11 protein-coding genes are annotated in these 14,257 nt (G+C 45.1%); 4 read left to right on the top strand and 7 right to left on the bottom strand.

All coding sequences use genetic code 11. From position 1 onward, the window contains the following. Positions 1-219: 219 nt before the first annotated feature. The 5 genes from ccsA to KIH41_RS12785 form a co-directional block, all read right to left on the bottom strand. A complete protein-coding gene (gene ccsA / locus KIH41_RS12805; protein ID WP_214162634.1) occupies positions 220-2,748 on the bottom strand; it encodes a cytochrome c biogenesis protein CcsA in 2,529 nt (842 codons plus the stop codon). Positions 2,749-2,810: 62 nt separating this feature from the next. Beyond that, entirely contained in the window at positions 2,811-3,209 is a 399-nt protein-coding gene (locus KIH41_RS12800) for a cytochrome c maturation protein CcmE domain-containing protein (protein ID WP_214162633.1), read from the bottom strand. Positions 3,210-3,242: 33 nt separating this feature from the next. Beyond that, on the bottom strand, positions 3,243-3,485 hold the full coding sequence (locus tag KIH41_RS12795) for a CcmD family protein (protein ID WP_214162632.1): 243 nt from the start codon (positions 3,483-3,485) through the stop codon (positions 3,243-3,245). Then, a complete protein-coding gene (locus KIH41_RS12790) occupies positions 3,486-4,190 on the bottom strand; it encodes a cytochrome c biogenesis protein (RefSeq protein WP_262897965.1) in 705 nt (234 codons plus the stop codon). Between the two features lie 257 nt (positions 4,191-4,447). Continuing rightward, entirely contained in the window at positions 4,448-5,104 is a 657-nt protein-coding gene (locus KIH41_RS12785) for a heme exporter protein CcmB (protein WP_213944525.1), read from the bottom strand. A gap of 198 nt (positions 5,105-5,302) precedes the next feature. On the opposite strand from KIH41_RS12785, the gene KIH41_RS12780 reads away from it, so the two are divergent. Genes KIH41_RS12780 through KIH41_RS12765 form a run of 4 tightly spaced genes read left to right on the top strand, consistent with a single transcriptional unit; the run spans position 5,303 to position 12,061 of the window. Beyond that, positions 5,303-7,939, top strand: coding sequence for a TonB-dependent receptor (locus KIH41_RS12780; RefSeq protein ID WP_214162630.1), 2,637 nt, complete (start codon positions 5,303-5,305; stop codon positions 7,937-7,939). Position 7,940: 1 nt separating this feature from the next. Then, the gene (locus KIH41_RS12775; protein ID WP_213944523.1) at positions 7,941-9,011 is read left to right on the top strand and encodes a DUF4249 family protein; all 1,071 of its coding nucleotides are present in this window, start codon (positions 7,941-7,943) and stop codon (positions 9,009-9,011) included. A 12-nt stretch (positions 9,012-9,023) separates the two neighbouring features. Next, a complete protein-coding gene (locus KIH41_RS12770; protein ID WP_214162629.1) occupies positions 9,024-10,979 on the top strand; it encodes a hypothetical protein in 1,956 nt (651 codons plus the stop codon). A gap of 8 nt (positions 10,980-10,987) precedes the next feature. Continuing rightward, the gene (locus tag KIH41_RS12765) at positions 10,988-12,061 is read left to right on the top strand and encodes a DUF4249 family protein (RefSeq protein WP_214162628.1); all 1,074 of its coding nucleotides are present in this window, start codon (positions 10,988-10,990) and stop codon (positions 12,059-12,061) included. A gap of 6 nt (positions 12,062-12,067) precedes the next feature. On the opposite strand, the gene KIH41_RS12760 is transcribed toward KIH41_RS12765, so the two are convergent. Both KIH41_RS12760 and KIH41_RS12755 read right to left on the bottom strand, forming a co-directional pair. Next, entirely contained in the window at positions 12,068-13,261 is a 1,194-nt protein-coding gene (locus KIH41_RS12760; protein WP_214162627.1) for a THUMP-like domain-containing protein, read from the bottom strand. Then, positions 13,262-14,251: an aspartate-semialdehyde dehydrogenase gene (locus tag KIH41_RS12755; protein WP_213944519.1), complete on the bottom strand. Its 990-nt coding sequence runs from the start codon at positions 14,249-14,251 to the stop codon at positions 13,262-13,264. Positions 14,252-14,257 lie beyond the last annotated feature (6 nt).

The following is a 14,257-nucleotide window of genomic DNA, read 5'->3' as shown; positions in this document are numbered from 1 at the left end:
CAATCCTCTCCGTTAAAATACCGAGTGGAAACGAAGAGGAATGGGAGTGGATACGGAGTGGGTCGGGAGTGGATGGCCTTAAAGCTTCTCTAAGACCTGTTTTTGGGTTGTCGTCAACTCTTCTAATACCACAGCAAAACTTCCCTAAATCCTTACCCTTACCCCAATAAATAACCTCCGGGGACGCCGGAGGTTTTCATTTATCATTTGATTGGAGGTCTATTCCAACCCTTTGTCGCGCATTTTCACAAACTCATCATATCGCCGGTAGATGGCCACTGCAAATCCGATCAACATGAGGATGGTACCTGCCCAAAGCACGTTTATCTGAGGCTTGACCATGGCTTTCATCACCACATAATCTTTCTGGTAGCGATTTACCTTAAAGCTGAATTTGTTCTCTTCAGGGATGATATTATTCAACTCCACCTTGATACCAAGCTCTTGGTCAGTCACGGGAATCCGCCCCACTTGGTTGCCGCTGATGATGAAAATCGGCTTGATCCTCTTTTCTATATCGTTGTCATAAATCAACAGGTTAGCCTGGACGGCAACATCTCCTTCTTTGAGATCAATGCCTTCCACTTCATCCAATACCTCTCCGCTTTCAAAGGTGGTCACAAAATCACTGATGTGAAACTGCTCCCCTGGCGAAACTTCGTAGAACTCATCGTCTTTCCATTCCGGCTCATCATAATCGTTGATGGCAGAAATGTGGGTGTATAGATCCTTTCCTAAAAACCACTTGGAGTCTGGTGAGGATATCAATCCCATGGTAGGGTTTGGCTGCGACATTGGGTAAAGCGTGAATTGATAGTCATCGCCTTTGTAGTACTCAATCTCAAAATAGCTGTTTTCCTCCAGGACAATTTCAACCTTTTCACCCTTCTTATAATAAGTTTTTCCTTTGGCCTCAATGTCCGCCAATGCAATGGCTTCATTTACTTTTTCAGTACTTTGCAGCTTATTTACGCTAACATAACCGGGAACACCCACCACTTTTTTATGACGGCCCCTATAGATTACATCGTATTCCTTCATCTGGATAGGTTTGTTGATCCAAAGAAGCACGTTCTCCTTGTTTAGCTCATCTTCCCAGTCTTTCTTGTAGGTCAAGCCTGACATGTTGGTAGAAATCACCTCGGAATATCCGGATGAGAACATCACCCCAATAAGGATCATCCCCAAACCGATGTGGGCAAGCGAGCCCCCAGTAAGCTTGAAGCTGGACTTTTTCAACAATTGGAAGAGGATGGTGGCATTGGCAACAATGGTAAAGGCACCTGCTACCACAATGACGATATAGCTAAGGTTATAGACTTTGCCTAAGGTAATAATCACCGCAGCGGCTATCATGGCCAAAACATAAGGAACCGTCAAGGCATCCTTCAGGGCTTTTGTATCCATTTTCTTCCACCAGAAAAACTGGCCCACACCTGTCAAGATCGCCAGGGCCACGGCAAACCACAATTGGAATTTGCTGTAAAACTCTTCCTGATCGGCAGGAGGAGCCATGTTGGAAATACCCCCGAAGCTTTCGATGATGGCATTGAAAACCGGTATTGAAGTCGGCAATATTACCTGGAAGGCCATAAGCCCCAATGTGGTGGCACCGATGAAAATCCAAAACTCTCTAGAATATACCGAAGCCTCTTTTTCCGAAGTTGGAATATGTTTCCAATGCTTGGCTGAAATAAAAATGGCTATGAAGAGGAAAAACAATAAGTAGATCAGCAACTGACCAGAGAGCCCCAAGTCGGTAAATGAGTGCACGGAAGTATCTCCCAACACACCACTTCTTACCAAGAAAGTCGCATACAATACCAAAATAAAAGAAGTAATCACCAGCACAATGGAAGTTTTCAAAGCTGTGCTGCTCTTCTTATAAGTGATCATGGTGTGGATAGATGCCACTAGGATCAGCCAAGGCACATAGGAGGCATTCTCCACGGGGTCCCAGTTCCAGTAACCACCAAAATTAAGCGTTACATAAGCCCAGTAAGCACCCATCATAATTCCCATTCCCAAAATAAAGGCGGAGAAAATTGTCCATGGAAGGGCCGGACGGATCCATTCTTTATATCGGCCAGTGGCTAAGCCGCCCATCAGATAGGCAAATGGGATTAATGTAGAGGCATAGCCTAAAAACAACGTAGGTGGATGGATTACCATCCAGATATTTTGAAGCAAAGGGTTAAGCCCTGTACCGTCTTCAGGTACGAAGTTGGGGTCAATGCTGAAGATCGGTGCATTGGATACATCTCTCAATAGGATAAACGGGGAGCTACCGATTTTCAGGTCGCCGATCACTACGCCCAGGATCATGGAAACCAAGAAAGCCTGCACCAAGGCAAAAACGACCATTACGGGTCCTTCCCAAGTTTTATTGGTATGGACGAGCACAATCCCCAATACAACATTCCAGAAAATCCAAAGAATAAAACTACCTTCTTGGCCTTCCCAAAAACTGGAAATCATATAGTGGACCGGCAGGGCACGGCTGGCGTGTGAGTAGGCATAAAAATACTCAAACCGGAAATTATAGATGATGTTGAATAGAATAGCTACTACTGCAAAACTTGCTAAGGCGTGCACATAAAAGGCAACCCTACTGAATTTCCGCCAACTCGCTTTCTCAAGTTCATTAGCCAGGGTGTACTTATAATAAGAAAAGGCCGTCACGATCGAACTTACAAATGCTAAGATCACCATGAAGTGGCCCAGGTTACCAACAAAGGTATTAATCATAATTATATGGGATATGCCTCAGGTTTGGGAATGCCCTGAGATATTTTTGACCAATATTAATTTTAAACTTCCTCCTGATACTTGGAAGGACATTTCATCAAGATCTTGTCTGCCACAAAAAGGTCGTCCCTTTTGTAAGACCCAATTACCACCACCTGTTCGGAACGGTGAAAATCTGCGGGAACAGGCTCGTTGTAAAACACCTTTTGCTCCACACCGTCATTGTCCACCATCATAAAATGGAAAGAGGTCTTGTCCTCCCCCACTTCGATGCCTACCACATTGCCGGAGGTATTTTTCTTCAATTCTCCTACCACGTGGATAGCCTTGTCATTGCCATTGATGGCCATGGTGCGGGCGGTGGTGAAACTCTCATAAGTACTGGCGCTGCCCATCATGGTGATGATGATGACAATTGCGATAGCGATGACGCCAATTCCTAAAATATGTCCTTTTTTCATAATTATACTGGGATATAAAAACCTCTAAAGGCCTCAATTATTCAAATGCTCTTCAAGTTTGGCGATCTTTCTTTCGGTGTTGATCAGATATAGGAGTATGCCCCCCATAATGATTCCGATGATGCCCACTACTACGTAGATTTTACCTTCAGAACGCATCACATCGGCCATTTCGATGCGGTCGTTCTGGTAATCTTCTTCTGTAATTCCGATCTTTTCCTGTGCCACTGCGTTCAGGCTAAAACATAGGAAAAGGATTATAAACCACTTTTGCATTTATACTTGGTTAATAAGTTTGTCTTCTAATTTCCTTTCAATTCTTCTGTACCTTACCCTCACCGTGGCAATCCATGCCCCAAGAAGCGTCCATCCAATGATGGCCGGATAGAAAACCATCCTCAGCTTGCTGTCCAGGTCATAAGCATTAAATCCCGGGTTGCCGCCATTGCCAGGATGAAGGCTGTCGGTGAGTCTTGGAAGAACGAAGATCAATGGGATATAAGCCGCAAAGGCAAAGATGTTGTACACCGCCCCAATACGGGCGCGCTGATGAACATCGGTAAGGGAATTGCGAAGGATGAGGTAAGCAAAATACATCAAAAGGGCTATAGCGGAACCGTTTTGCTTTGGATCACCGCTCCAGTAGTCGCCCCACGTATATTTGGCCCAAAGCATGCCGGTAGCAATCCCCAACACCCCAAAAAGGATTCCTGCAGAGGTGAATTCAATGGCTAAATCATCGTCACGAAGATCCCCTTTGCGGAGATACTTGATGCTGTAATAAACAGCCACCACGAGCATGATGATCATTCCAAACCACATCGTGACATGGAAATACAGAGCCCGGATCGTTTCATTGAGAATGGCCAAACGGGGTACGTCTAAGAGTAGGCCGGCAATCAGGGTATATGCCAGAAGCACAATTGCCAACACTTTCCACCAGTATGCTTTCATTGTATTTGTTTTGCTTACTAATTGCAAAAGTACGGCATAAGTTCCTGATTTCAGCCCTTTTTGGCTAATATATTACCAATCAACAACTTACCATAAATATCTTAATTTTTGCATTTACTTATGGAAAGTATTTAGGGCTATTCTAATTTAAATCTCTAAATCCATGGGAGCAGGAAAATCAATAAAATCTTCTGATTTTGAGTTTACCAGCCACTTTTCTTAATGTTCTTTAAAAATTTTAACAGAAATGAAAATATAATAATTTATTCTACAAATATTTCTAATCAGCTTCGCCAAATGTAGGGAAAGAGAATATAAGCTACCGCAGTGACAATGGCATTGATGGCCAGAAGGGTGATCAGTTTGTCGTAACTCACTCCCCGATCCAGACCATCGATGGCATTTTTCGATATACTGATTGCCATCAAAAGAATCGGGATGATGATGGGAAAACTCAAGATTGCCATAAGGGTGGCATTGTTGCCGGCTTTGGAGGCAATTCCCGACACCATGGTCAGGCAAGCGGAAAACCCAATTGCCCCTAAGGCCAAGTTGACGATAAAGAGCCCCTGGTCCTCCACCGGGTTTCCCAGGATAACAGAAAACACCAAATACCCCAAGAGGGCCAGTACCAATGTGAGAAGGGTGTTGTAAATGATTTTGGAGACGATAATAGCTTCAGGTGATGCGATCATGTAATAATACAGCTGCCTACCCTGATGCTCTTGCACAAAGCTTTTTGCCACCGCATTGACAGCCGAAAAGAGTATAATGATCCAATAAAGGGCATTCCAAGTGGGGATAGAAAGCGCCCCCTGTACGCTTAGGTAGGTGATAAAAACAGCACTGACCACATAGAGCAAAATACCGTTGAGAGCATATTTTTGCCTCCACTCCAGAGTCATCTCTTTTTTGATCAATACGGTTACCTGATTCCACATGGGTGCAAAGATAAGAAAGTACGGGGTGGTGACAAACCAAAAAATTCCCCGCCAAAGGAACAGGACGCCTCCTAATATTTGACCGTCCATATAATAAGCAAAGGAAAAATATTAGCTGACAAAATTAATCATTAGTTTGTATTTGCATGGCTAAACTAGTAGTTTAGCCAACCCCATGTCCGGTTTAAGCTCATTTTGATGAATAGAATAATTTTTACCCTCCTGTTTTTCGGTCTTTCTTTCAGTTCCCTTTTTGCCCAACACATTACGGATGAAAAGGAAAAAGATTTTATCAAAGCCGTCCAATTGCTGGAATCCAGTACCGGAATCAAAGTATTGTTTCGCAAAGATTACCTCAGAAGGCTCAACCTGGAACAGGAACAATTCTCCGTATCCATGGAGTTGTTGGACCAAGTGACGGAAAACACATCCATGTCCTATTTTTTGATTGAAGATGCCTATGCTGTAATTTATCCCCGTGCCATGCGTGACCGGTATTTGGCAGGTCGGGCAAGGCGGAGAGCAGACCCTACGGCTTTGCATCAATTTCAGGGAAGGATAATGGATGAGGAAACAGGCCTTCCCATTCCGGGAGCTTTGATGTACATTCCTTCGATGGAGCTGGGTATCACTACGGATGAGCGGGGGCGATTCAGCACAGATCTGCCGGAAGGTACCCATGTGGCGGTATTCAGTGCCATGGGAAAGGAGACAGAGAGACGAATAATCAGGGCCTACGATCCGGTGGAAATGTCCATTTCCCTTTTTGAATCCATGACCCAAATGGATGAATTTATCGTAACCGATCGTTCGATTGACCACAACGTAAGAAGTATAGAATTGGGAGTAAACAGACTCAACATCAGTGAGCTCAAACTCATGCCTCCACTTTTGGGAGAGGTGGACATCATCAGAAGCATTCAGCTGCTCCCGGGCGTTTCTACCGTTGGTGAAGGCGCCTCTGGATTCAATGTACGAGGTGGTGGTGTAGATCAAAACCTGATCCTGATGGATGGGGCGCCAATTTTCAACCCTTCACACATGTTCGGTTTCTTCTCCATTTTCAATGCCGACATGGTTGAAAATGTGGCCCTTCACAAAGGAGACATTCCTGCCAATTATGGGGGCAGACTTTCCTCGGTGCTGGACGTGACCATGCAGGAAGGTAGCAGGGAGAAAATGAAAGCCGAGGGTGGAATAGGTTTTCTCAGCAGCCGACTGAAACTGGAAGGCCCGGTAAACAAAAACACTACCGTGGCCGTGGCCGGTCGTGTGGCCTATCCCAACTGGATCATGCACCGGATCAGAAGTTCTACTTTGCAGTCTAGCAGTTCCTACTTTTACGATGGCAACATCAAGATCAACCATCAGATCAACGACCGCAACAACCTGAAGCTGTCAGGATATGCCAGTAATGACTATTTCAGAGTTGGCGCCGATACAGCATATAGCTGGCAGACCCATTTGGCTTCCCTCAAATGGTCCAGCATAATCAGTGAAAGCCTTGCTTCGGATCTCACGGTGGCTTATTCCAATTACACCTACAGTGTAGAAGGTACGGGAGCACCGCTTCAGTTTCAGATGCAGTCAGATATCGACTACATGGGTATTGACCATAATTTTGAGTGGAACCAGAGCGACCACGCCAACTTTATCTTCGGCTACAACGTGAGCCATTACGCCATGGGCATGGGAGCCATGGAGCCCACCACGGAAAATTCCACGATTCTACCTGAAGTGATCCCCACCGAAAGGGGGCTGGAAGCAGCCCTCTTCGCCACCTCAGAAATCTTCCTCACCGATAAATGGGCAGCCCAACTAGGGTTGAGGTATTCCAACTTTTTCGCATTGGGCCCCAATGAAACCGGCATGTATGAGGAGGGACAGCCCAGAAACCAAAACACCTTTATAGGAAATAGAACTTACGAAAACAACGAGGTAATTACCCGCTATGGAGGTTTGGAGCCCCGATTGGGAATCCGATTTGCGACCGGCGAAAACAGTTCATTGAAACTTTCTTTCAACAGAAACCTTCAATACATCCACTTACTTTCCAATACCATGGCTTCCGCGCCAGTGGATTTGTGGAAGCTTAGCGACTACCATGTCGGGCCACAGGAAAGTTTACAGTATGCATTGGGCTATTACCAGAATTTCAAGGAAAACATCATTGAAAGCTCTGTGGAAGTATATTACAAAGACTTCCCAAACATTTTGGAGTTTAAGGATGGGGCCACTTTGCTGATGAACCCCAACTTGGAGCAAGAGCTTCTCGGAGGCATCGGCCATGCATATGGCGCAGAGTTTTTCCTGAAAAAACGCCACGGTAAGCTTACAGGCTGGATTTCCTATGGATTTAGCCGTACCATGAGACAGGTTGTGAGTGAATTTGAAGAAGAGACCATCAATCAGGGAGAATTCTTCCCGTCCAATTGGGACCAGCCGCACGACCTAAGCGTGGTAGCCACCTACCAGTTGACCCGAAGACTTTCCTTTTCGGGTAATTTCAACTATAGATCCGGCCGTCCCATCACCCTTCCAACGAGCATTTACACCATCAATGACAATATTGTAATCGATTATAGCCACCGAAACCAAGGAAGAATCCCGGATTATCACCGTATGGATCTTTCTCTTACCTATGATGGCAACCAGAGAAAAAGCAGTACTTACAAGAGTAATGTAACTTTAGCTCTTTACAATGTTTACGCTAGGAGAAACCCGTTTTCCTGGTTCTTCAGCCCCACTGGTGCAGGGACGGTTCCAAGATCTTACCGTCTAGCGGTGATCGGAACGATGATCCCTTCGGTGACTTACAACTTCCAATTTAAGTAAGATGAAAAAGTTGCTTTATACAATTGGGATTATTTGCCTTAGCATGACTTCCTGTATTGATGAGGTCAATTTAAGGACCGAGACTCAGGACACCAAGCTGGTCATTGACGCGTGGATTTCAAATGATCCGGAGATGTCCTATGTCAAGGTATATGAATCCACCCCATTTGTGTCTGGCGATTTTCATTTGCCACTGGAGGATGTACCCATTAGCGGCGCTTGGGTGGAAAACCGGAATGGCTTTGTGACAAGCTTCAGACCGCCGAGTTATCCAAGCCATGGGTTGACAGTCTATTCACCTTTCGAGGAATACGACTTTGAGCCTGGGGATCAATTCAAGCTGATTGTAATTCTTTCAAATGGAGACCGAGTGGAATCTGATTGGCAGGAAGTGCATAATCCAGCAGGTAGAATAGCATTTGATTATGAGTTGTCTTTTCAAACCGTTTTTATAGACAGATGGAACGGGGAGCCCTTTCCCCAACGAAGGGAGTATTGGGATTTCAATGCTAGGATTGAAAAAGCCAATGCGCAAGAAAACCACAATTATTACGTAAAAGCCTCGGGAATTGAGCAGCTTTACACAGCAGGACTAGTGGAAAATTGTACCTGTACTTGCTATTTGTCATACCCAAATCTAAATTATTCGCTTACAGCGGTCAATTCGTCCTCGCCTGCGAGTACTTATACTGTACCCATGGGCCGCATGGAGGCCGGAAGAAATACCCGGTTTTACCTCAAAGCTGATGTTTACTCAGTATCGGAGCAAGCCGCGGCCTACCTTTCCAGCATAGGGGTGCAGCAGACCAATACGGGGAGCATTTTTGACCCCATGCCATTTAAGATTTCTGGTAATCTCCGAAATACAGACAACCCAGAACAAGAAATCTTGGGGCAATTTTCTACAGCCTATCATACCTCATTTGATGAAATGATCAATAGGGCCACCTTATTTTCCGAAAATAGAGATAAGAACATCAAACTCATTTATCCAGCCTCCGTTACAGGGTCTTGCTTAGAGGAATACCCTGAAGCTGACACCAGTCCGCCGGCCCCTTTTAGAATGCAATAGAATGAAGACCTTATGAAATTACGAAAGATAAATATCCTCCCCCTAATTTTCCTTTTGGCTATGACCATGGCAGAAGCCCAGACTTCCAAACCTACAGGTTTTGAAGACATGGCCGAAACTATGAAGATCATGACTAACCAAGACCTCTATTTTGCAGGAGATAAGGTGTGGTTTGGGATGAAGCTGCTCAAAAACCACCATAATTATAAGTACAGCAAACTTTCCTATGTAGAAATCTACGATCCTGAAAACACGATGATCCATAGGGAAATGCTACTTCTGGATGATAAGGAGATGGCCTACGGTGATTTTATCTTACCCGATAATTTGGAACCTGGGGAATACAAAATTTTTGCTTATTCCCAATGGATGACAAATTTCCCCTCTTACAGAATCCCCCAGAAATCTATTTTGGTCACCCAGCTGGGACAGGACCATGAATTGAAAGAAGGCCAGCTCTACTATACCACCAAAGGAGGCGATATGGCAGAACTTACAGTTTTCCACACTTTTGAAACACCTTTAGTAATTGAGGTCGAAGAGTTGGACGGCACGGGCAAGTTGGTGCTGGAGGAGATAGCGCCTTTCGAAATGAAAGATACCAAGGTGATATTTGAGACACCCAAAAGGCTGAAATTTGGAAAGCAAACCATCACCATCCAGCCTGAAAAAGTCAATTTTGACCCCTCCAGGTTTTCGTTGAGTATGATTGAAAAGAATACCCAGGCCACCTATCTGGTAACACATACTGACTTAATGGTTATCGACACGTTAAAAAAAGCCGACTTTTTAGAGAATAAGCTGGCCCTGAAAAGAGAGAATTATACTCGATATCCAGAGTTTCAGATAAGTATTTTTGACAAGGACGACAAGTTGCTAGGCCATCAGCACTTTAACTTGGAAGGCCAAAACAACCTTCAGGTGAATGTAAGTCGTAGCGTTGCCACAGGAAATAAAAGCTCAGCTGTGATAAAGGACGAAGACGCCCAATTTGGCCATGCATTCGCCTGGGTGAAAAGACCAGAACTTCCAGAAGTAGAAAAACTGGCTCAAGTCATAAATGGTCCTCAATGGCATTTGGCAGAAAGAAAGCAGGATTTAAAACAAAACTACTTACTCAGCAGAAAAGAAATTGAGCAAAATGCCAACCCCGAAAAGCAAAAAGATTATTTGCCTCTACTACATTATAACCCTCTAAAAACCAGCCTAAAATCACTTAGACCGGATTTATTTACCTCCAGCTCGGGGGTAAATCTTCCCATGATCGAGGATTATGAGGATTTTGAAATTAAAAGAAGGGTCTTTCATGAGCATTTTGAATATGACACCCGAGTGTCGGTGCCAGTATCCCCTTATAGGGTTGATTTCAGTTACCTGGTCCCCGATTACGAGGGGTATCGGGACATGGAAACATTTTTGAAAGAGATAGTCCCTCAGGTGAGGATCAGGGCAGATAAGGACGGGAATACGGAAATCCGGATGTTTAATCCAAATATGGACAAGGTACATTTCAAGAATCTTCCCCTACTGATGATCGACCTCCACAGGGTAGACGATCCCGATTTCCTGCTCAATTATGATTATGCGCAAATTGAACGGGTGGAAGTAATATTCCTCAGAAACACCATCGATGAAACCAACTTGGGAAGCAAGGCGGAAAACGGGGTTTTAGCCCTTTTCACCAAGCAGAATGATTATAAGATCAAGCACAACCCCGATGCATCCAAATATATTCTAAGGGAGCTAGAGGTCTCAAGGATCCCGGCAGGCAACGTGCCCCACTTAGAGGCCAACTCAAATGTGGCCCTGAGCAAGCCGCAGTCTTGGAACCCCAGTATAAGACTGACTAGGGGACGCTCAAGAATTAATTTCCAATCCTTGGAGGAGCCTGGAAAACTCCAAGTAGAGGCCTATTTCTTCAACAATGCCAATTGGGGAAGAAAATTTAACCAGGTAAATGTAAATTGACCCCACTGATGAAGTACAGGATTATTTGTGCGCTGCTGGCCATCCTTGTTTTTGGCTGTATTGATGAAGTTCATATACCTAACGATCAAATAGAACCTAAGCTGGTGGTGGACGCATGGGTATCTGATGATTGGAACATGTCCTATGTGAAGATATATCATTCCGCGGTGTTTCAGTCGGGAAGTCGCCATCTACGCTTTGGCCATCCCAAAGTGTATGAGGTTTATGTAGAAAACCAGAATCATGAAAAAACCAGCTTTGTCTACATGGGCCAAAGCTCCTACGACCGAGAGCTGAAATTCCAGCCAAGACCCGATTGGGAATTCCAGGAAAGTGACCGGTATCGATTAAATGTCATCATGGAAAATGGGGACCATATACAATCTGAATGGCAAGCGGTGATGCCAAAGGTCAATATTGGCAGATTTGAGGAAGACATTGTGGAACGGACAATATTCATTACCCCACTCAATGGCAACCCCTTCCCCCAAAAACACCATTACCTTAGGTTAAGGGTAGATATTGAGGTGGACAACCCGCACAACGGGCACAATTATTTTGTAAAAACAAGAGGGATTGAAGAACAGGCCACCATAGGGGAAGGTGACTTCTGCACTTGCACCTGCTTTCAAGAAACTGACAATATAATGGGGTACTTAAACATTCAGCATGCGCCCAACCTGGGCAGCTCGGTAGCCCAGATTAATTTTGCAGAAATGACTTTATTTCGATTGACCCGGTTTTACCTTGACCTGAATGTATATGCAGTCACAGAACCAGCCGCGGCCTATTTGAAAAGAATTTCCGATCAGCAGACCAGCACCGGAAGTATATTTGACCCCATGCCTTTCAAAATCACTGGCAACCTGAAGAATCTCACAAATCCTGAGGAGGAAATATTGGGTAACTTCTTTACGGCAAACAGCAGTAGAAAGGAAGAAATGATAAGAAGAGTGGAGTATCATGCCAAATACCGGCACCTTAATATGCGTAGAGAGAGCCCGCCAACCGTGGAGTCCACCTGCCTGGAGTATTACACGGACAGTTATACCGAAATCCCAATTCCGTTTAGAATGCGATAGGCTGCATTAATGCTTTTTGCACAAAAATAGTCTGGGCTTGCCATCTGAGGTGGTGGTTCCAATCAGGAAGTCATCGCCTCCATCCTGAAGCCTAAACTTCTTCTTGATCTCTTCGGGCTTGAGAGGATAGTTGCGGGTGCTGATGTTTACTTTTCCGGAAGGAAAAAATCGTTTGAATACCTTCCTGTCTGGCTTTAGCTCCTCCACCACCTGAAACACTCTGCCCGGAATGGATTCTGGCAAAGTAGAAGAGGTATACAGATGGCTATTTGGGTGCAGTTTGGCCAATCCAAAATGTTCGGAAAAGGACTTAAAGCCACCAGCTTTCATAATGGAGGCATTGGGCTCGATGATATATTTTACTACTGTCCCAAAAGAAGCTTTAGCATTTTCCTCCTTGGGAAAATCGAATTGAAAAACCTGTTCCCCATTTCCGGTCAAGTTGATGCAATTGATAATGGGTGCCTGATCTTTGGCAGCGGCTTGCCTTTGGACCAACACCACTTCCTTCACCTCATTTTTGACACTAATCACCATTACCTCATTCACTTCTGGCAATTCGTCCAAAGCCGCCTTGATGTCGAGCATGGGACTGGTTTTGATCATGATGTTGTTGGCGGATTGGGAAAGTAGCTCCCAATTTTCGACCACATCTGGCTCGCAATCGCTAAGTTTATAAAGCTTCTGGTTGTGGTCTCCTCTCCTGGCGGGATCCAGATAGATCCAGTCAAAGACTGAATTTTCCAGCCTCAAATTCTCTAGGCTATCCCCAGTGACGCATCGGATTTTTTCCCCGGCCAACAGGCTGAAGTTGTGGCTGGCTATCTCGCCAAGGGCTGCATTTCTTTCCAAATAAACAGCCTCCTCAAAGTGCTCTGATAGAAAATAAGTATCGACGCCGAAGCCACCCGTCAGATCAATGAGTCTTTTTCCCTTTAGAAAATCAGCTTTATATTTTGCGGTAATTTCGGAGCTGCATTGCTCCAGTGAAATGCTTACCGGAAACAACAAACGCGGATCGCTGGCCCAAGTGGGCAATTTGCTTTTCACCTTTTGCCTGGCGGCAACCTGCTGCACGGCAAATTTCAGGTCAAAATCAACCTTGTTTTGATATTTTAAAAGCAATTGTGCAGGATCCTCATGGAGATGATCCTGCACAAAATTCTGGATTTGCTCTATGTTTCCTTCAGAAATCTTCACTTACACCAAACTGTGGTCTACCAAATACTGGGCGATCTGCACCGCATTGGTTGCCGCACCTTTTCTCAAGTTATCGGCCACTACCCACATGTTAAGGGTATTTGGCTGAGATTCATCTCTTCTCAATCGGCCCACAAACACCTCATCCTTTTTGTGCGCATTCAAAGGCATGGGATAGACATTGTTTTGGGGATCATCCTGCAGGATCACTCCTGGGGCCTTGCCCAGCAGATCACGCACCTCATCCATTTCAAAATCCTGGTGGAATTCCACGTTCACAGACTCAGAATGTCCGCCCATCACGGGGATCCTCACCGTAGTGGCGGTTACCTGGATGTTGTCGTTGCCGAAAATCTTCTTGGTCTCCTTGATCATTTTCATCTCTTCCTTGGTGTAACCGTTTTCTTGGAATACATCAATATGCGGGAGGACATTCAGGTCAATTTTGTGCGGGTACACCATTTCAGGTTCACGCCCCTCTCTCTCGGCCATCATTTGATCCACGGCCGCCTTTCCGGTACCGGTTACAGACTGATAAGTGGAAACCACGATCCTTTTGATGCCGTATTCTTCATGCAATGGGGCCAGGGCCAACACCATCTGGATGGTGGAACAATTTGGGTTGGCGATGATCCTGTCGTCAATGCGCAATGTTTTGGCATTGATTTCAGGCACCACAAGCTTTTTGCTTGGGTCCATTCTCCAGGCCGAACTGTTGTCAATTACAATGGTGCCCGCTTCAGCAAACTTAGGAGCCCAGTCCAGAGAAGTACCTCCACCAGCGGAAAAAATCGCAATATCAGGCTTTTCAGAAACCGCCTGGTCCAACCCGATGATCGTGTGCTCTTTTCCCTTATAGGTGATCTTTTTGCCCACAGACCGCTCGCTGGCCACAAGCAGCAACTCGTCATATTTAAAATCATGATTGGCGATAACCTCAAGAATCTCAGAGCCTACCAATCCGGTGGCACCCACTACAGCTAATTTCATTTGCCT

It is taken from the genome of Litoribacter ruber (assembly GCF_018500185.1).
In the GTDB taxonomy this organism is placed as follows: Bacteria; Bacteroidota; Bacteroidia; order Cytophagales; family Cyclobacteriaceae; genus Litoribacter; species Litoribacter ruber.
Note: the sequence above shows the minus strand (reverse complement) of the source record. Positions and strands in the feature narration are given on the sequence as shown.